The organism is Brevundimonas sp. FV1ye28 (assembly GCF_058681135.1).
In genome coordinates, this window is sequence record NZ_CM178731.1 from 1723647 (window position 1) to 1741400 (window position 17754).

17 protein-coding genes and 1 pseudogene are annotated in these 17754 nt (G+C 68.6%); 7 read left to right on the forward strand and 11 right to left on the reverse strand.

The features are described 5' to 3' along the window. Positions 1-15 precede the first annotated feature (15 nt). Positions 16-2487, reverse strand: a complete 2472-nt coding sequence (locus tag ACW171_RS08505) for an alpha/beta hydrolase family protein (RefSeq protein ID WP_492092744.1) — start codon at positions 2485-2487, stop codon at positions 16-18. 136 nt (positions 2488-2623) lie between these two features. Between ACW171_RS08505 and ACW171_RS08510 the strand changes: the two genes are divergently transcribed. The 4 genes from ACW171_RS08510 (at position 2624) to ACW171_RS08525 (ending at position 6709) form a co-directional block, all read left to right on the forward strand. Beyond that, complete coding sequence (locus ACW171_RS08510; RefSeq protein ID WP_492092745.1) at positions 2624-3631, forward strand: cysteine synthase A; 1008 nt, start codon at positions 2624-2626, stop codon at positions 3629-3631. Continuing rightward, a complete protein-coding gene (gene gcvA / locus ACW171_RS08515) occupies positions 3628-4572 on the forward strand; it encodes a transcriptional regulator GcvA (protein ID WP_492092746.1) in 945 nt (314 codons plus the stop codon). Before ACW171_RS08510 ends, gcvA begins: the two co-directional genes overlap by 4 nt. A gap of 9 nt (positions 4573-4581) precedes the next feature. Further along, positions 4582-5811, forward strand: a complete 1230-nt coding sequence (locus ACW171_RS08520; RefSeq protein ID WP_492092747.1) for an NAD(P)/FAD-dependent oxidoreductase — start codon at positions 4582-4584, stop codon at positions 5809-5811. 70 nt (positions 5812-5881) lie between these two features. Next, positions 5882-6709 carry an FkbM family methyltransferase gene (locus ACW171_RS08525; protein WP_492092748.1) on the forward strand — a complete coding sequence of 276 codons (828 nt, stop codon included), beginning with the start codon at positions 5882-5884 and terminating at the stop codon, positions 6707-6709. A gap of 16 nt (positions 6710-6725) precedes the next feature. Here the strand turns inward: ACW171_RS08525 and ACW171_RS08530 are convergent, their stop codons facing one another. The 10 genes from ACW171_RS08530 to ACW171_RS08575 form a co-directional block, all read right to left on the reverse strand. After that, positions 6726-8144 (reverse strand): NAD(P)(+) transhydrogenase (Re/Si-specific) subunit beta, encoded by a 1419-nt coding sequence (locus tag ACW171_RS08530; protein ID WP_492092749.1) that lies wholly within the window; start codon positions 8142-8144, stop codon positions 6726-6728. Positions 8145-8181: 37 nt separating this feature from the next. Then, positions 8182-8589: a hypothetical protein gene (locus tag ACW171_RS08535; protein ID WP_492092750.1), complete on the reverse strand. Its 408-nt coding sequence runs from the start codon at positions 8587-8589 to the stop codon at positions 8182-8184. Then, positions 8589-8891, reverse strand: a complete 303-nt coding sequence (locus ACW171_RS08540) for a hypothetical protein (RefSeq protein ID WP_492092751.1) — start codon at positions 8889-8891, stop codon at positions 8589-8591. Before ACW171_RS08540 ends, ACW171_RS08535 begins: the two co-directional genes overlap by 1 nt. Next, complete coding sequence (locus ACW171_RS08545; RefSeq protein ID WP_492092752.1) at positions 8891-9190, reverse strand: hypothetical protein; 300 nt, start codon at positions 9188-9190, stop codon at positions 8891-8893. Before ACW171_RS08545 ends, ACW171_RS08540 begins: the two co-directional genes overlap by 1 nt. 4 nt (positions 9191-9194) lie before the next feature. Next, positions 9195-9539, reverse strand: a complete 345-nt coding sequence (locus ACW171_RS08550; RefSeq protein ID WP_298160825.1) for an NAD(P) transhydrogenase subunit alpha part 2 — start codon at positions 9537-9539, stop codon at positions 9195-9197. Further along, a complete protein-coding gene (locus tag ACW171_RS08555; RefSeq protein ID WP_492092753.1) occupies positions 9539-10672 on the reverse strand; it encodes a Re/Si-specific NAD(P)(+) transhydrogenase subunit alpha in 1134 nt (377 codons plus the stop codon). The genes ACW171_RS08550 and ACW171_RS08555 overlap by 1 nt, the downstream gene beginning before the upstream one ends. A 174-nt stretch (positions 10673-10846) precedes the next feature. Next, a complete protein-coding gene (locus ACW171_RS08560) occupies positions 10847-11110 on the reverse strand; it encodes an aa3-type cytochrome c oxidase subunit IV (protein WP_492092754.1) in 264 nt (87 codons plus the stop codon). 58 nt (positions 11111-11168) lie between these two features. Then, a complete protein-coding gene (locus ACW171_RS08565) occupies positions 11169-11459 on the reverse strand; it encodes a BrnA antitoxin family protein (RefSeq protein ID WP_492092755.1) in 291 nt (96 codons plus the stop codon). Next, entirely contained in the window at positions 11413-11712 is a 300-nt protein-coding gene (locus ACW171_RS08570; protein WP_492092756.1) for a BrnT family toxin, read from the reverse strand. The genes ACW171_RS08565 and ACW171_RS08570 overlap by 47 nt, the downstream gene beginning before the upstream one ends. Before the next feature lie 38 nt (positions 11713-11750). Beyond that, positions 11751-13547: a M3 family oligoendopeptidase gene (locus ACW171_RS08575; protein ID WP_492092757.1), complete on the reverse strand. Its 1797-nt coding sequence runs from the start codon at positions 13545-13547 to the stop codon at positions 11751-11753. A 157-nt stretch (positions 13548-13704) separates the two neighbouring features. On the opposite strand from ACW171_RS08575, the pseudogene ACW171_RS08580 reads away from it, so the two are divergent. The 3 genes and pseudogenes from ACW171_RS08580 to ACW171_RS08590 all read left to right on the forward strand — a co-directional run bounded on the left by ACW171_RS08580 (position 13705) and on the right by ACW171_RS08590 (position 17720). Further along, positions 13705-14120 (forward strand): annotated as a pseudogene (locus ACW171_RS08580) (DUF1203 domain-containing protein). A gap of 233 nt (positions 14121-14353) precedes the next feature. Further along, positions 14354-16138, forward strand: coding sequence for a DUF4153 domain-containing protein (locus ACW171_RS08585; protein WP_492092758.1), 1785 nt, complete (start codon positions 14354-14356; stop codon positions 16136-16138). 136 nt (positions 16139-16274) lie between these two features. After that, entirely contained in the window at positions 16275-17720 is a 1446-nt protein-coding gene (locus ACW171_RS08590) for a sigma-54-dependent transcriptional regulator (protein WP_492092759.1), read from the forward strand. The last annotated feature ends 34 nt before the right edge of the window (positions 17721-17754 follow it).

Below are 17754 nucleotides of genomic sequence, written 5' to 3' on the forward strand. Positions count from 1 at the left end.
GGAGATCGATCGGACCTAGTGGGAACCGGCTGCCGGAGCGGTCGGGCTCTTGATCGTCTGATCGAGCCAGCGGGTCATCTCCCACAGGGTGTGACCGACGGATTCCCGTGCGCGATAGCCGTGGGCCTCCAGCGGCAGGACCACGTAGCGGACCGTCGCGCCATTGCCCTTCAGCGCCGCATAGAAGCGTTCCGACTGGATCGGGAAGGTGCCCTGGTTGTCGTCCGCCTCGCCGTGGATCAGCAGGATGGGCTCGTTGATCTTGTCGGCATAGGCGAAGGGCGACATGGCGTTATAGGTCTCCGGCGCCTGCCAATAGGTCCGCTGCTCGGCCTGGAAACCGAACGGCGTCAGGGTCCGGTTATAGGCACCCGAGCGGGCGATGCCGGTCGCGAACAGGTCGGTGTGGGCCAGGAGGTTGGCGGTCATGAAGGCGCCGTAGCTGTGGCCGCCGACGGCGATCCGGCCGCGTTCCGCCACGCCCATCTCGACCACCGCATCGACCGCCGCCTTGGCCGAGGCGCTGAGCTGCTGGATGTAGGTGTCGTTCGGCTCGGCCCCGTCCGCGCCGACGATCGGCATGGAGGGGTCGTCCAGCACGGCATAGCCCTGGGTCAGCAGGAACAGGTGGCTGGACCCGCCGGGCCGCACGAAGCGGTTGGCGGTATCGACGACCTGACCGGCCACGGCGGCGTCGGTGAACTCCGCGGGATAGGCCCACATGACCAGAGGCAGAGGACCGTCGCGGTCCTTGTCGTAGCCGGCGGGCAGATACAGGGTCCCCGACAGCTGCACCCCGTCGTCGCGGGTGTAGGTGATCAGCTGCTGGGTCACCCCGGCCAGCTGTGGCGCGGGATCGGGGAAATTGGTCAGCGGCGTCACGTCGCCGTCCAGATCGCGGATGCGCAGGTTGGCGGGTTCGGTGCGGCTCTCGCGCACGGTCACCAGACGACGACCGTCCTCGTCCAGCAGGCCCACGACGCTCTCGTACTCGCCGCTGGCCGATTGCCAGATGCGCTCGGTCTGACCGGTCGCCAGATCGAGCGTGCCGAGGAAGGGATACTCGCCCTCTCGCGTGGCGCCGTCGCCTTCGACGAAGACCCGCGAGCCGTCGGGCGTGAAGGCGATCACCTGACGCCCGGCGGCGTTGGCCTCGGTCGCGATCGTGCCCGGGTCGTTGTAGCGGTCCTGATAGTTACGATCGACGATGACGCGGCCGGTTCCCGGGTTCGACGGATCGACGACCGAGCGGGTCTCGTGGCGGGTGTTGAACCACTGGGTCCCGACCACGGCGACGTCGGAGCGGCCCCAGGTCACGCCGGCATAGCGTTCGGGCAGGTCGATCAGGGTGGTCGGCTGGGCCGTGAAGGGCGCGTCGAGCATCAGGACGCGGTCGCGGACCGCCGCCTGCGTCCTCGGATCGCCGCCGTCCTGAGCCTCGGCCCAGACCAGGGTGGCGGGGGTGTCGGCGCGCCACTGGGCCGCGCGGGGGCCGGTCTCGACCGCGTCGAAGGGCGGCGGGATGTTGTCGCGCAGCGGCAGTTCGGCGACCTCATGCACGACCCGGCCGGTCATGTCGGTCACGGTCACGTCGCCCGGGAAAAGGCGCGCAGGCACGACGTAGGAGTAGGGCCGCTTGGCCGTCGTCTGCAGCAGATACTGACCGTCCGGCGACACCGAGGCACCCAGGATGACGCGGGGTTCGCCGATGGTGCGGGCCGCGCCGCTCAGCGGAACGACGGTCAGTTGCGCGGTGAAGTAGTGGTCGAACAGGGCCTCGTCTCCGGCGTTGCCCAGAAGGTCCTGATAGGTGCGCACCGCTGCGGCCCGGCCGCCGCTGGTCTCGGCCACTGTAGGCCCGGTCGGTGCGACCGTGACGTCGGGCGCCGCTCCGCGACCGGCGGGCACCGCGCGGACCAGAAGGCCCGAGCTGTCGGGCAGCCAGCTCATGCCCGCACCCGTGGCGGCATTGACCCGCGCGCCGAAGACCTCGCGCGCCGTGGCCGTCGCGACGTCGGCGACCCACAGGGCGAGGCCTTCGGGCTGATCCATCAGGAAGGCGACCGACCTGCCGTCCGGCGACCAGGTCTGGCCGGTGATGCGCGCGCCGGCCGGCAGGGCGACAGGCCGGGCCTGTCCGCCTTCGACCGACTGGAAGCTGAGCCCCGTGACCCAGGCGATGCGGCTGTTGGCCGGTCCGTTGTTGCGCGGATTGATCCGGTAGCCGCCCAGACGCAGCATCGGCTCGGCCAGTTCGGCGATCGTCGGCAGGTTGGAGCGCTGGAACAGGGCCAGGGTCTTCTGGTCCGGGCTGACGCTGGCGGCCGGCGTCGGGCGGGCATCCAGGATGTCGGCTATCGGCGCCGGCGGCTGTTGATACGTCAGAGCGCCTGGAGCCTGGGCCCCACCGGCGGTCTGGGCCAGAGCCGGCGATGCGAACAGCATCAGCACGGCGGGCGCCACATGGCGCATCAATCGCATCTTCATCGGAAACTCCGGGCCTGGAAAAGGGTCGGGCGGGACACTAGCGGGGCTTTTCAGCGCGGTCATCACGGCAAACCATCCTTCCCGTGCGATCAAAGAGTTTCTAAAAGCGGCCCACAAAAGATGGAGGCGCCGCCCCGTGCCGATTTCGCCCGACGTTCTGTCCCTGATCGGCTCCACGCCGATGATCCGCCTGCGCGCCGCGTCCGAGGCGACGGGTTGCGAGATCCTGGGCAAGGCAGAGTTTCTCAATCCCGGCGGATCGGTGAAGGACCGCACGGCGCGCGGCCTGATCCTGGATGCAAAGGCGTCCGGCGCGCTGCGACCCGGCGGGACCATCGTCGAAGGCACGGCGGGCAATACCGGCATCGGCCTGGCCCTGGTCGGCGCCGCGCTCGGCCACCCGGTCGTCATCGTCATGCCGCGCAGCCAGACCGAGGAAAAGAAACAGGCCGTCCGCCTGCACGGCGCCAGGCTGATCGAGGTCGATCCCGCGCCCTTCGCCAGCCCCAACCATTTCGTCCATTTCTCGCGCCGCCTCGCCGCCGAGCTGAACGACAGCGAACCGCATGGCGCCTGGTACGCGGATCAGTTCGACAATACGGCCAACCGCCGCGCCCATGTCGAAACCACCGGCCGCGAGATCTGGGACCAGACCGGCGGGCGGATCGACGGCTTCGTCTCGGCGGCGGGATCGGGCGGGACCCTGGCCGGGGTGTCGGAAGCGTTGAAGTCCCGCAACCCCGCCATCCGCATCGCCCTGGCCGATCCGCCCGGCGCCGCCCTGTTCAGCTGGTTCACCGAAGGCGTGCTGAAGGCCGAAGGATCGTCGGTGACCGAGGGCATCGGCGTCAACCGCATCACCGGCAATCTGGAAGGCCTGGCGATCGATCACGCCTTCCGCATCGAGGATGCCGAGGCCCTGTCGATCGTCTTCGCACTGGCCAGGGACGAGGGCCTGACCCTGGGTCCGTCCAGCGGCGTCAACATCGCCGGGGCCATGCGCCTGGCGCGCGAGATGGGGCCGGGCCACACGATCGCGACCCTGCTGTGCGACCACGGCCAGCGCTATGCGGGCAAGATCTACAACCCCGCCTTCCTCCGCTCGAAGGGCTTTGAGGTTCCCGGCTGGCTGGAGGGGGCGTGAGCGCTTCCGACACCGACGCCCGCCGTCTGCCGCCGCTCAATGCGCTGAAGGCGTTCGAGGCCGCGGCCCGGCGGCTGAGCATCTCGCTGGCGGCCAAGGAACTCGGCGTCACGCCCGGCGCCGTCAGCCAGCAGATCAAGGTGCTGGAGGATCATGCCGGGGCTCCCTTGTTCCGCCGCGAAGGCGGGGCGGTGGCCCTGACCGAACTCGGCGTCCGGCTCCTGCCGGTCCTGCGCGACGCGTTCGAACAGCTGAAGCGGGCGGCCGACATCGTCTATGGCCCGGCCGGGCGTCGGTCCCTGGCCGTCAGCGTGCCGCCGTCCTTCGCCGCCCGCTGGCTGGCGCCGCGCATGGTGCGGTTCTCGGCCGATCACCCGGAGATCGAGGTCTGGGTCTCCGCCGACATGCAGCTGGCCGATGTCGCCGGGGGTCGGGTCGACGTCGCCGTCCGCTATGGCACGGGCGGCTATCCGGGCGTGCGGTCCGAGGTCCTGCTGGAGGCCGGCGTCATTCCTGTCTGCAGCCCCGCGCTCCTCACCGGCAAGCGGCCGCTGCGAAAGCCCGCCGATCTGGCCGATCACACCCTGATCCATGTCGGCAACGGGCAGGTCGAGGAGCCGCGTCCCGATTGGAAGGCCTGGCTGAAGACCCGCGGCGTGACCGGCGTCGACGCCTCCGCCGGCTCCCGCTACGACCAGACCGCCTTCGCGATCGAGGACGCCGCCAACGGCCGCGGCGTGGCCCTGGCGCCCCGCGCCTTCGTCGCCGCCGACCTGGCCTCGGGGCGGCTGGTCACGCCGTTCGCCGACGGCTACCTGGCCACCGACATGGCCTATCACGTCCTGACCCGGCGCAACGGCGGCCGCGATGAGGCCCGCACCTTCGTCGCCTGGCTGCGACGCGAGGCCGAGGACGATGACGGCGCCGTCGACGAACTGTAGGAGATGCCCATGACTGTTCCGGATCGAGGCGTCGTCATCGTCGGCGCGGGCCATGCGGGCGGCACCGCCGCCGCCCTGCTGCGCCAGTACGGCTATGACAAACCTATCGTCCTGATCGGCGAGGAGCCGCTGATCCCCTATCAGCGCCCGCCCCTGTCCAAGGCCTGGCTGAAGGGAGAGGCGGATGGCGACAGCCTCGCCCTGCGCCCGCTGGAATTCTACGCCGAGCACGGCATCGACCTGCGCCTCGGCGTCGAGGCGAACGGCATCGACCGCACTCACCAGTCGGTCAGCCTGTCGGACGGGTCGAGCCTCGCCTACGACCACCTGATCGTGGCGACCGGCGCGCGGGCCCGTAGGCTCGACGTCCCCGGCGCTGACCTGACCGGCGTCCACGTCCTGCGCACCGCCGCCGACGCCGAGGCGATCAAGGCCCAGCTCGGCGAGGGCCGCACCCTGGCCGTCGTCGGCGGCGGCTATGTCGGGCTGGAAGTCGCCGCCTCCGCCCGCGCCCTGGGGGCTGAGGTCGTGGTGCTCGAGCGGGAGCCGCGCTTGCTGGCCCGCGTCGCCTGCGATGTCCTGTCGACCTTCTTCCAGACCTATCACGAGGATCGCGGCGTCCGCTTCGAACTGGCCGCCGACGTGACCGGCTTCATCGGCGACGGACCGCGCGTCTCGGGCGTGACCCTGGCCGACGGCCGCACCATCGTCTGCGACGCGGCCGTCATCGGCGTGGGCGCCATCCCCAACGACGAGCTGGCCCTCATCGCCGGGCTGGAGGTCCAGGGCGGCATCCTCGTCGATCTGGAGGCTCGCACCTCCGACCCCGCCATCTTCGCCATCGGCGACGTGACCCGCCGCCCCATGCCGATCTACGACCGCCTGTTCCGCATGGAGAGCGTCCCCAACGCCCTGGAACAGGCCAAGCAGGCCGCCGCCGCCATCACCAGCCGCCCCGCCCCCGCCGGCGAAACGCCCTGGCAATGGTCGGACCAGTACGACCTCAAGCTCCAGATCGCCGGCTATCCGTTCGACAGCGACCGCATCATCGTCCGCGGCGACCCCGCGACGGCCAGCTTCGCCGTCTTCCACCTGTCAGGCGACAAGGTTCAGGCGGTCGAGGCCATCAACGCCCCGCCCGAGTTCATGATGGGCAAGAAGCTGATCGGCGAGCGCAGGGCGGTGGATGTGGAGAAGCTGGCGGACAAGGCTGTGTCGATGAAGGAGGTGGGGGTCTAGCGTTCCGCTGTATCGCTCTTGCCCGCGACGCGGCCTGTCGTTAGCGCTGCCGGACACGGGAGACTTCGCTGTGCTGGACGCCACGCGGGCCTATGGCCTCGACTTCATCTTTCCAGAGCGTGACACCGCCGTCGGCGCTTCGCTGAAGGGTTTCGGCGAGTTCGCCCGAGCCGAAAGCGATCTGATCAGCGAGTATCTCGCCGTCGGCAATGGCGGGCTCGTCGATGTCGGCGCCAACATCGGAGCGGTCTGCCTGCCGGTTGCAAAGCGACACCCCGATCGGCCCGTGCTGGCGATCGAGGCGCACCGCGGCCTGGCCCAGATCCTGTCCGCCAACGCCTTCGGAAACCGTCTGCACAACGTCCAGGTCCTGAACGCGGCCGCAGGCTCGGGACGCGGCATCATCGACTTTCCCAGCGCCCCTTTGAACGCAGCCGGCAATTTCGGGACCCTGGCCGTCAGCCAGGCGACCGACGAGACAGCTCAGGCGACCCTGATGCTGCCGCTCGACGAACTGGTCCCGTCGGACACGGCCTTCATCAAGATCGACGTCGAGGGCTTCGAGGCCGAAGTTCTAAAGGGAGCCGACGGGACCCTGGCCGAGACGAAGCCTGTCTGGCTGATCGAGATATCTCATATGAACAAGCCCGCCAGCCGCGCGACGATCACGACGATGCGAAACGCCGGCTACAGCCCGCATTGGCTGTACTCGCCGTTCGTCATGGCCCAGCCGCTGAAGCACAGCAGTCAGACGCCGCCAAACAAGGGCGACTACAGCGTCCTCGCCCTGCCTCCGGGCGCGCCCAACCTATGGGACTTGCCCGCGATCGAAGGCGAAACCCCCGAGTGGCCCACCAGCCGCAAGGCCTTCTCCTTCTTCAGCCGCTACGGCTACTGACGTCGGTCGGGAGGCCTCACAGCCCCTTCACGATCCCCTCGACCATCTTCTTGGCGTCGGCGAACAGCATCATCGTGTTGTCGCGGAAGAACAGTTCGTTCTCGACGCCCGCGTAACCCGCCGCCATGCCGCGTTTGATGAACAGGACGGTGCCGGCCTTCTCCACGTCCAGGATCGGCATGCCGTAGATGGCGCTCGTCGGATCGGTCTTGGCCGCCGGGTTGGTCACGTCGTTGGCGCCGATGACGAAGGCGACGTCGGCGGTGGCGAACTCGGCGTTGATGTCCTCCAGCTCGAACACCTCGTCATAGGGGACGTTGGCCTCGGCCAGCAGGACGTTCATGTGGCCCGGCATGCGGCCGGCGACGGGGTGGATGGCATATTTTACCTCGACGCCCTCCTCCTTCAGCTTGTCGGCCATCTCGCGCAGGGCATGCTGGGCCTGGGCCACGGCCATGCCGTAGCCGGGCACGATGATGACCTTGGACGCGTTCTTGAGGATGAAGGCGGCGTCGTCGGCCGAGCCCTGCTTGACCGGCCGCGTCTCGACGCGCGCCTCGCCCGCCGGTCCGGCATCGCCGCCGAAGCCGCCCAGGATCACCGAGATGAAGCTGCGGTTCATGCCCTTGCACATGATGTAGCTGAGGATCGCGCCGGAGGACCCGACCAGGGCGCCGGTGATGATCAGGGCGATGTTCTCGAGCGTGAAGCCCAGCGCCGCCGCGGCCCAGCCGGAGTAGGAGTTCAGCATCGACACCACGACGGGCATGTCCGCCCCGCCGATGGGTATGATCAGGGTCGCGCCCAGGATCAGGCTGATGGCGAACACGCCCCAGAAGGCCCAGATCGCCGTGCCGCCCGTCCCGATCAGGATGCCGATCAGGAAGACCAGCCCCAGCGCCAGACCGATGTTGATCAGGTGCCGCGCGGGTAGGAGGATCGGTGCCCCCGACATGTTGCCGTTCAGCTTGGCGAAGGCGATCACCGAGCCGGTGAAGGTGATGGCCCCGATGGCGACGCCGAGCGACAGCTCGACGATCGACAGCGTCTTGATGCCCACGCCATCGGCGTTGAGGATGCCGAAGGCCTCGGGCGCATAGACCGCCCCGATGGCGACCAGGCAGGCGGCCATGCCGACGAGGCTGTGGAAGGCCGCGACCAGCTGCGGCATGTCGGTCATGGCGACGCGCTTGGCGATCAAAGCCCCGCCGCCGCCGCCCACGATGACGCCGCCGGCCAGCAGCGCCAGGGTCACCGGATCCAGAGCGCCCGACGTTCCGAGGGTCAGGAGGGTGATCCCGACCGCCAGGGCCATCCCGACCATGCCGAAGGTGTTGCCCTGACGGCTCGTCTCCGGGCTCGACAGGCCGCGCAGCGACAGGATGAACAGGACGCCCGACGCCAGATAGGCCAGCGCCGCGATGGATGCGTTCATGTCGTTTCCCCCGAAATCGTCTTCGTCGTTCGTGTCATCACAGGAAGCCCACCGCCGCCGGACGGGCCGGGTCGTTGGTGCCTGCGGCCTGAATCTCTTCGCCGCGCACCATGGCGACGCCGACCGGCCCCGGCCCGCCCGTCTTGGTCACCGTGCAGCGGCCGTCCTGTTGCGGCAGGCGCCCGCGCGCGGCCCCGGTCCCGGTCGTCGCGATCTTGTTGGTCCAGCGGTTCTGCTCGAAGGTGCTGGCCACATAGGTGACGGGGGCGAAGCGACAGACCAGCGACCAACTGGCGCCCTGGGGCGCGGCGACGGACCAGTGCAGTCCGCCCTCGACGTCGGCAACATGAGTCTGAGCTGCGGCAGGACCGGCGGCCGCGCCGAACAGGGCCAGGGAGATGGCGAGCGCGCGCATCACAGGCGCGCGCATCACAGGCGCGCGCATCACAGGCCGTCCGCCCCGGCGCCCTTTGCCGTGCGCGCCAGTCGCCACAGCGCGGCGGCGATGAACAGAGGGCCCAGGAAGACCATGGCCCAGTCCACGGCCATCATCGGCCGCTCCTGGATCACCACCCGCGTCAGGATGCCGGAGAACAGCAGCACAACGCCGCAGTCGCGCAGGCGCAGCTTCTGGATCGGATTCTTCTCGCCGAACCAGCTCCAGATCCATAGGCCCAGGCCGATGCCCGTGGCGATCCACGAACCGGTCCAGGCGATGCTGGCGGGGGCGAGGTTCAGCGCCTCCATCAGGTGCGCGTCCCGTCGGCGCGGATGTGCTTGCGCACCATGACAACGCCTTGCCAGACCATCAAGCATGCCAGGGCTGCGCTCAAGGCGATGCTGATCCAGTCCTCGGCTTCCACGACCAATTGGACGGTGCGCCAGGCGAAATAGAGCGCCATTCCAGGATAGAAGACGCCGATCATTCCCCACTCGAGGCGACGCCGGAGTTGAGGCCGCACTGGCCCGGCGAGCAGCACGAAGGCGATGATGCCCATGATCCCGATCGGGATCGCCAGCATGAATATGACGTTCTCCGTCGTCATGCGATCAGGCCTTGGCCGCCTCTGCGGGCTTCGCGGGCCGTTCCTTCTTCTTGTACATGGCCAGCATCCGTCGCGTGACCATGAAGCCGCCGAAGATGTTGACGCTGGCCAGGGTCACGGCCGCCACGCCCGCGCCCTTGGCGATCCAGGCGTTCGGCCCCGTCGCCTCGCCCGACACGGCCGCCGCCGCGATCAGGCCGCCGACGATGATGACGCTGGAGATGGCGTTGGTCACGGCCATCAAGGGCGTGTGCAGGGCCGGCGTCACCGACCAGACGACATAGTAGCCGACGAAGATCGCCAGCACGAAGATGGCCAGGCGAAAGACGGTGGGATCGACGTGTTCCATCAGCCTTTGACTCCTTCATGCACCACGGCCCCGCCGTTGGTGACCACCGACGCCTTGAGGATTTCGTCCTCCAGATCGATCGCCAGCGCCCCGTCCTTGATCAGCAGCCCGGCGAACGCGACCAGGTTCTTGGCGTACAGTGACGACGCGTCCGACGGAATCCGGCCCGGCAGGTTGGTGTAGCCGACGATGCTCACGCCGTTCGCCGTCGTCACCACCTCACCCGGCTTCGAGCCCGCGACATTGCCGCCCGCCTCGACGGCCAGGTCGATCAGCACGCTGCCCGGTTTCATCGAGGCCACCTGTTCGGCGCTGACCAGGACCGGCGCCGCGCGGCCGGGGATCAGGGCGGTGGTGATGACGATGTCTTGTTTCTTGATGTGTTCGCCGGTCAGAGCCGCCTGCTTGGCCTGGTATTCCGCCGACATCGCCTTGGCGTAGCCGCCGGCGGTCTGGGCGTTCTTGAACTCCTCGTCCTCGACAGCCAGGAACTTGGCGCCGAGGCTTTCGACCTGTTCCTTGGTCGCCGGACGCACGTCGGTGGCCGTGACCACCGCGCCGAGACGCCGGGCCGTGGCGATGGCCTGAAGCCCCGCGACGCCGACGCCCATGATGAAGACCTTGGCCGGGGCGACCGTGCCCGCCGCCGTCATCATCATCGGGAAGCCCTTGCCATAGGCATAGGCCCCTTCGATCACGGCGCGATAGCCGGCCAGGTTGGCCTGGGACGACAGGGCGTCCATGACCTGGGCCCGCGTGATCCGGGGCACGAACTCCATGGCGAAGGCAGTGACATTGGCCCCGGCCATGGCCGCGACCGTGTCCTTCTCGCGATAGGCGTCGAGCAGGGCGACGACGATCGCGCCCGGCTTCATCGCGCTGATCTCCTGCGCCGTCGGCCCGCGCACCTTCAGGACCAGGTCGGCGCCGTCCAGCACCGCGCGCGTGTCCGGCTTCACCGCCGCGCCGGCATCGACGTATTCGCTGTCGGGAATGGACGAGCCGAGCCCTGTGCCCGCCTCGACCACGACGATCGCGCCCAGGCCGACGAATTTCTTCACGGTCTCGGGCGTGACGGCGCAGCGGGTTTCCCCTTCGCGGCGTTCACGGGTCACGGCGATCGTCAGGCCCACGCGAATCTCCCCATCCGTCGTTGTTGGGACAACGTTAGGCGTAGGGATGCGGATGCGTCAAAGCACGAGCGTGCATTTCGCCATCAAATTCGGCACGATGAGCGCAAAATCTCGCCCGCCATCGCCGCTCGCGCGCAATCCGCGAGCACGAACCGGCGTCGGGATTGCCGCCTTTTAGTGGCTTTTGCCGCTCTTCAGGAAGACGAAGCCGGCCACGAACAGCACCACGCCGCCGATCAGGCCCAGCATCAGATTGCCGCCCGGCTGGAACCACAGCACCAGGAACAGCAGCAGGGCCGCGATGGCCAGCGAACCCCACTTGGCCATGTTCATGAACAGCGCATAGGTCGAGGTCTGTTCCTCGATCGTCATCGTGCCGTGGACATAGGCGTCCGCGTCATGATCGGCGTGTTCGGTCGGGGCGTGAGGGTCGGCCATGGTCTTGCGTCCGTCGAAGGGGCGTTTGGGCGGTCTTATAGCGATGCGGGGGGCGGGCTCAAGCGGGATCAGGCGACTTGACGTGCGACAGCATATACTCGCGCAGCACCCGGTTGACGGCGGTCTGGTATTTCGGCTCCGCGCCCTTGAACCAGGCGACGACGTCGGCGTCGAGACGGATGGTCACGGTCTGCTTTTCGGGGCGATAGAACTTGCCGCGGACCGCACCGGTCCAATCCGTGATCTCCGGTGCATCGCTGAAGTCGATGTCCTCATCACGGATCGCGTCGATCGCAGCAAGTTCAGCGGAGATATCTCTCGTCGCCGGTTTCATATCCCAGGATTTCATGTCTGCTCGCCTTTCGGGCCGTGATCACTCTGACAAAAACCTCGCCATCGTCGTCCACCCAGGTGTGTCCGACAAAAAGGATCGTGGTGAAGCCAACCCGGCCCACCGTTCTCCATCGCAACTCGCCATCCACGATCCGATCGGGCACGAAAAGGGCTTCGCCGTCTTCGAACACCTTGATCGCAACGTCGAACGCGACACCATGCTTCGCCAGATTGCTTCGCGCCTTCTCCGGATCCCAGTCAAACTTCATCCGCGCCCCGTTGTATTTACATTTTTGTATTTACAATTTCAACCCAGCGCCTCGAACTGATCGATCAGCCGCTCCAGCCGCTTCGTGCCGATGGTCCAGAAGGCCGGATCGCGCGGGTCGAGGCCGAACGGCTCCAGCGCCTCGACGTAGGTCTTCGTCCCGCCGGCCGCGAGCAGCTCGCGATACAGCGGCGCAAACCCGTCCGGATCGGCCCGCCGCGTCTCCATCAGGGCCGCCACCAGGAGGTCGCCGAACGAATAGGCGTACACATAGAAGGGCGAATGGACGAAGTGGCTGACATAGCTCCACCAGGCCTCATAGCCGGGGTTCAGCGTCACGGCCGGACCGAGCGAAGCGCCCATCTCCTCCAGGAACAGTTCGCCCAGCCGGTCGGCGGAGACCTCGCCCTTGGCCCGCTCGTCGTGGAACCGGGTCTCGAACCGGTGGAAGGCGATCTGGCGCACCACGGTGTTCAGCCCGTCCTCGATCCGCCCGGCCAGCAGGCCCTTCTGCTCAGCCTTGGGCGCCGTCGCCAGCAGCCGGTCGAACGTCAGTCCCTCTGCGAAGATAGACGCCGTCTCGGCCAGGGTCAGCGGCGTATCGGCCAGCAGCGTGCCCTTCTCGGCCGCCAGGGTCTGGTGCACACCATGCCCCAGCTCGTGCGCCAGGGTCAGCACGTCCCGTCGCTCGCCCATCCAGTTCAGGAAGACATAGGGGTGGCGATCGGCCGTCACGGGGTGGGCATAGGCGCCCGACTGTTTCCCGGCCCGCGCCCGTCCGTCGATCCACGGCTTGTCGAAGAATCGCCCGGCGCGTTCGGCGAACTCGCCGCCCAGATCGCCGAAGCTTTCCAGCACCAGTTCGCGACCCTGGGCCCAGTCGAACCCGCGTGGCGCGGTCGTCTCCAGCGGAGCATTGCGATCCCACTGGTCCAGCTTCGCCTTGCCCAGCGCCCTGGCCTTCAGCGCGTAGTAGCGGTGCGACAGCTTCGGATAGGCGGCGGCGACCGCATCGGCCATCGCGTCCACCGCGTCGCCGTCGACCTCATTGGCCAGGTGGCGGCTGTCGGCGGGGCGTTTGAAGCCGCGCCAGCGGTCCTCCATCGCCTTCTCGGCCGCGACAGTGTTCAGCGTCAGCGCCAGGGTCGAGACCCGCGCCGCCAGCGCGGTGTTCAGCCCGACGGCCGCCGATTGCCGCTTGGCCTCCTTGGGATCGGACAGCTGGTTCAGCGCCTCGGCCAGCGTCAGGCTTTCCTTGCCGCTCTCGACCCGCAGCGCGGCCAGGGTCTCGTCGAACAGCCGGGGCCACTGGGCCGCGATCGGCATCCGTTCGGCGATGAAGGTCTCCAGTTCGCTCGACAGCTCATGCGGCTTCATCGCCCGCACCCGCCGCAGCCACGGCCGCCATTTCGCGGCACCCGCATCGGCCGCCAGCGCGGCCTCGATCTCGGCCTCGTCGAGCTGGTTGATTTCCAGCGTCAGCCAGACGGTCGGCGTGGCGATGGCGGTGATCTTCTCGCGCAGATCGGCCTCGAACCCCTGCGCGCCGGCATCGGCCCGGTTGGTCGAGGCCGCGAGGAAGGCGTAGGCGCCCAGCGCGCCCAGCTTCTCCGAGGCCTGTTCGTAGAGGGTGATGGCCCGATCCAGCGTCGCGCCAAGCGCCCTGGCGTCGGCGCGCTCGGCCACGAACCGGCCCCGCAGCCCGTTCAGCTCGGCGACCACCGTCTGCGCCGCCTCCAGATCGGCGGCGATCCGTGCGTCTTCGCGCGACGCATAGAGATCGGACAGGTCCCAGAGAGGGGGTTCGGCGGCGGGGGTCTTGAAGGGCGCGTTCATGCCTTCCGTTGTGGGGTTGCGGAGCCCGTGGCGCAACGGCCGAAACCCGCCAGACGCCCCGCGCCGTTCGTCGCATTGTCCCGGCGAACACGGAGACCGACCCATGACTTGGCGCATCGAAGCCCTGCCGATCGAACCCTTCACCACCTATTTCGCCATGACCGACGCCGAACTGGCCGAGGTCGGCGCCCGTCGCTGGGTCGCCGACGCGCCTGGCCGCGCCCCCTGCCGCGTCAGCTTGCGGGACGCCGACGCGGGCGAGGCCCTGGTCCTGGTCAGCCACGCCCACCTGACCGACGAGACCTCGCCCTATCGCGCCGCCGGGCCGATCTTCGTGCGCGAGGCCGCTGCCCGTGTGGAACCGCTCGCCGAAGCCCCTGAGATGCTGACAAACGCCCGCTGTCGCTTCGCATCTACGACCGCCGCAACATGATGATCGAGGGCCAGGTCATCGACGGCGCCGACCTCGACGCCCGGCTGGCCGAGTGGTTCGAGAACCCGGCCGTCGAACAGGCGCACATCCATTTCGCTCCGCGCGGCTGCTACCTCGCCCGCGCGGTCCGTCAATCCTGAGCCCCCCTCTCTCCGTGCGCCCCGGCGAAGGCCGGGGTCCAGATCACGCACGCTGAGAAACGGGGCTGAGCGCCGGTCTCCGAGTTCCCGCGTTCAGGCTCGCCATCTGGACCCCGGCCTTCGCCGGGGTGCACGGATGTTGAGGACGCGGCGGCCGCGCGCGGTCCGTCAGGAAACAGAACTTCCCCGACGTCGCGCCCCGGTTCATGGTCACGCTTCGGGAGAGACGCGCCATGACCGACACTAACCACGCCTACGCAGGCCGGGCCGACCTGAAGGGGAACGACGACCGCATCGTGGGCCTGATCCGCCTCGTCATCGGCCTGGTCCAGGGCGTCGCCCTCTACCTTCTGTTCCGCACGACTCAGGGCGAGACCGGCGAGACCTGGTCGTCGCTTCATCCCGAGACATTCGCCCCCCTGTTGCTAGTCGGTCTGTTCTTGCCGCCGGTTCTTCTGGCCGGGGTCGGTCGGCTGCGCTGGCGGACGCTGGGCGCATGGGGCGTCACCGCCGCCGCCGCCCTCGCCTTCCTCGCCTGGCACGACGTCGCCCGTCAGGTCGAGGAGGTCGGCCGCCAGCCCACATTCCCCCTGTTCGCCTTCTCGGCTGCGGCCCTGTTCATCGCCCATCACCTGATCGTTCCGGCGGATCGGGAGCGCCGGTTGATCGCCAGCTTCCCTGCCTATTTCGACGCGGCCTGGATGGCGGGCGTGCAGCTGGCGCTGTCGGTCGCCTTCGCCGGCGCCTTCTGGTTGCTGCTGTTCCTCGGCGCCGCCCTGTTCAACATCATCGGCCTCAGCTTCCTCGGCGACCTGATCGAACAGCCCTGGTTCTCCTTCCCCCTGACCGGTCTCGCCTTCGCCACCGCCGTCCACCTGACCGACGTGCGAGACGGCCTGATCCGGGGCGTGCGCACCGTCGCCCTGACGCTTCTGTCCTGGCTGCTGCTGGTCCTGACGGTGCTGGTCGGAGGCTTCCTGGCGGCTCTGCCTTTCACTGGCCTCGACGGCCTGTGGGAGACCGGCAGCGCGACCGCCCTCGTCCTCGCCGCCGCCGGAGGCCTGATCATCCTCATCAACGCCGCCTATCAGGATGGCCGTCCCGACAACCTGCCGCCCGTCGTCCTGCGCATCGCCGTCCGCGTCGCCTCGGTCCTGTTGACGCCTCTGGTCATCATCGCCTTCTGGGGCCTGTCTCTGCGCATCGGCCAGCACGGCCTGACACCCGACCGGATCATCGCCGTGGCCTGCGCCCTCGTCGGCTTGGCCTATGCCGTCGGCTACGGCCTCGGCGCCCTCGTGCCCTTCGTCCGCAAGGGTTCGCCATGGATGAAGGCGCTGGAGATGACCAATATCGTCACCGCTGTCCTCGAAGTCGCCGTCATCCTCGCCCTGTTCACGCCGCTAGCCGATCCCGCCCATCTATCGGTCGCGGATCAGGTCGCCCGCCTGAACAGCGGCAAGGTCGCTGCCGACAAGTTCGACTACGCCTTCCTCCAGAACGGCAGCGGCAAGACCGGCCGCGCCGCCCTCGCCCGTCTCGCCGCATCCAGTGACGCGGCCATCGCCGCCCCGGCCAGGCAGGCGCAGGCTGGAATCTTCACCACCGACGAACCCGCCGAAGCAGACGTCAAGCCGATCATCGGCACGCTTCCGGGCGCCCCCGCCCTGCCCGAGCCCTTCTTCCAGATCGTGGGCGGCCCCGGCGATGCGCGCGCGTCCTGCCTTGTCGCAGGCGACTGCATCGCCGCACTCGGCCCCTCGCTGGGCTTCCCGCAAGGCGACGTCCTTCTGGTCCAGCGCGGCATGATCTCGCTGTTCACCGAGGACGCCGAATACGGCACCTGGTGGCCTCAGGGCTTCTATTCGCCCGTGACCTGCGAAGGGCAGCCGGCCGTCGACGCCCGCGACCTTCTGCGTCAGGGTAAGCTCAGGGCCGCCGACAACTACCGCCCGGCCCTGGACACCGGCAGCGGCGTCCCGTCGGAACGCATCGCAGTCCCGGATCCGAAATGCTGAGCCCGCCCCGTTAACCCACCGCACACCACACCCTCTCACCCGATCTTCACCGCGCCGGGCCTAAAACCGTCCCGAAACGAGCCAGTTCCGCTTCCAAGAGGACCGGCCGATCGGTGATGAACAAGGGTGTCCGCACATGGCCAAGACCGTCCTGGTGGTCGATGACGATCCGACCCAGCGCCGCCTCGTCCAGGCGGTTCTGGATCGCGAAGGCTATATCGTCGCCCACGCCGAATCCGGCGGCGAGGCGATCGATCGCCTGACCAAGGGCGGCGGCGCCGACGTCGTCCTGCTCGACCTCGTCATGCCCGGCATGAGCGGCATGGAGGCCCTGGCCGAGATCCGCACCGCCGGCGTCACCACCCCTGTGATCGTCCTGACCGCCAACGGCGGCATCGAGACCGTGGTCAAGGCCATGCAGGCCGGCGCCCAGGACTTCTTCATCAAGCCCGCCAGCCCGGAACGCATCCTGGTCGGCATCAGGAACGCCCTCCAGCTGACCCAGCTGACCGCCGAGGTCGGGCGGCTGAAGAAGCACGTCGCCGGCCGCGTCACCTTCGCCGATCTGGTCGGCGACAGCCGCCCGATGCAGATGGTCAAACAGCTCGGCGCCCGCGCCGCCAAGTCGTCCATCCCGGTCCTGATCACCGGCGAGAGCGGGGTGGGCAAGGAAGTCATCGCCCGCGCCCTGCACGGCGCCTCGGACCGCGCCGGCAAACCGTTCGTGGCCGTCAACTGCGGCGCCCTGCCCGCCAACCTGGTCGAGTCGATCCTGTTCGGCCACGAGAAGGGTAGCTTCACCGGCGCCTCCGACAAACACCTCGGCAAGTTCATGGAGGCCAACGGCGGCACCCTGTTCCTCGACGAGATCGGCGAACTGCCGCTGGACATGCAGGTCAAGCTGTTGCGCGCCCTTCAGGAGGGCGAGATCGATCCGGTCGGCGCCAAGCGCGCGATCAAGGTCGACGTCCGCATCGTCTCGGCCACCAACCGCGACCTGTCCACGGCAGTGGCCGAAGGCCGGTTCCGCGAGGACCTGTTCTATCGCCTGAACGTCTTCCCGATCGAGGCCCCGTCCCTGCGCGAACGCCGCGAGGACATCCCGGCCCTGATCGACCACTTCATCGGCCGCTTCAACGTCGAGGAGGGCAGGCGGATCGCCGGCGCCGCGCCCGAGACCCTGGCCCTGCTCACCGCCTTCGACTGGCCCGGCAACGTCCGCCAGCTGGAGAACACCATCTATCGCGCCATCGTCCTGGCCGACGCGCCCTTCCTGCAGCCGCACGACTTCCCGGCCATCTCGGGCGTCGCCATGCCGCTGGAGACCGAAGCCCAGCCCTCGGCCGCGATCATGAACTACGCCGACCTGCCGCCCCTGCCGGACCAGCCGATCAAGATCCTCGACGACCGCGGCCATCTGCGCACGCTGGAAGACATCGAGCGCGACCTGATCCAGCACGCCATCGAGGTCTATGCCGGCCATATGTCCGAGATCGCCCGTCGCCTCGGCATCGGCCGCTCGACCCTGTATCGCAAGGTCCGCGAACAGGGTCTGGAAGGCGCGCTAAAGGAAGCGGGATAGGCCTTCCGCGCCCTCCCTTGCGACCGGAAAACCA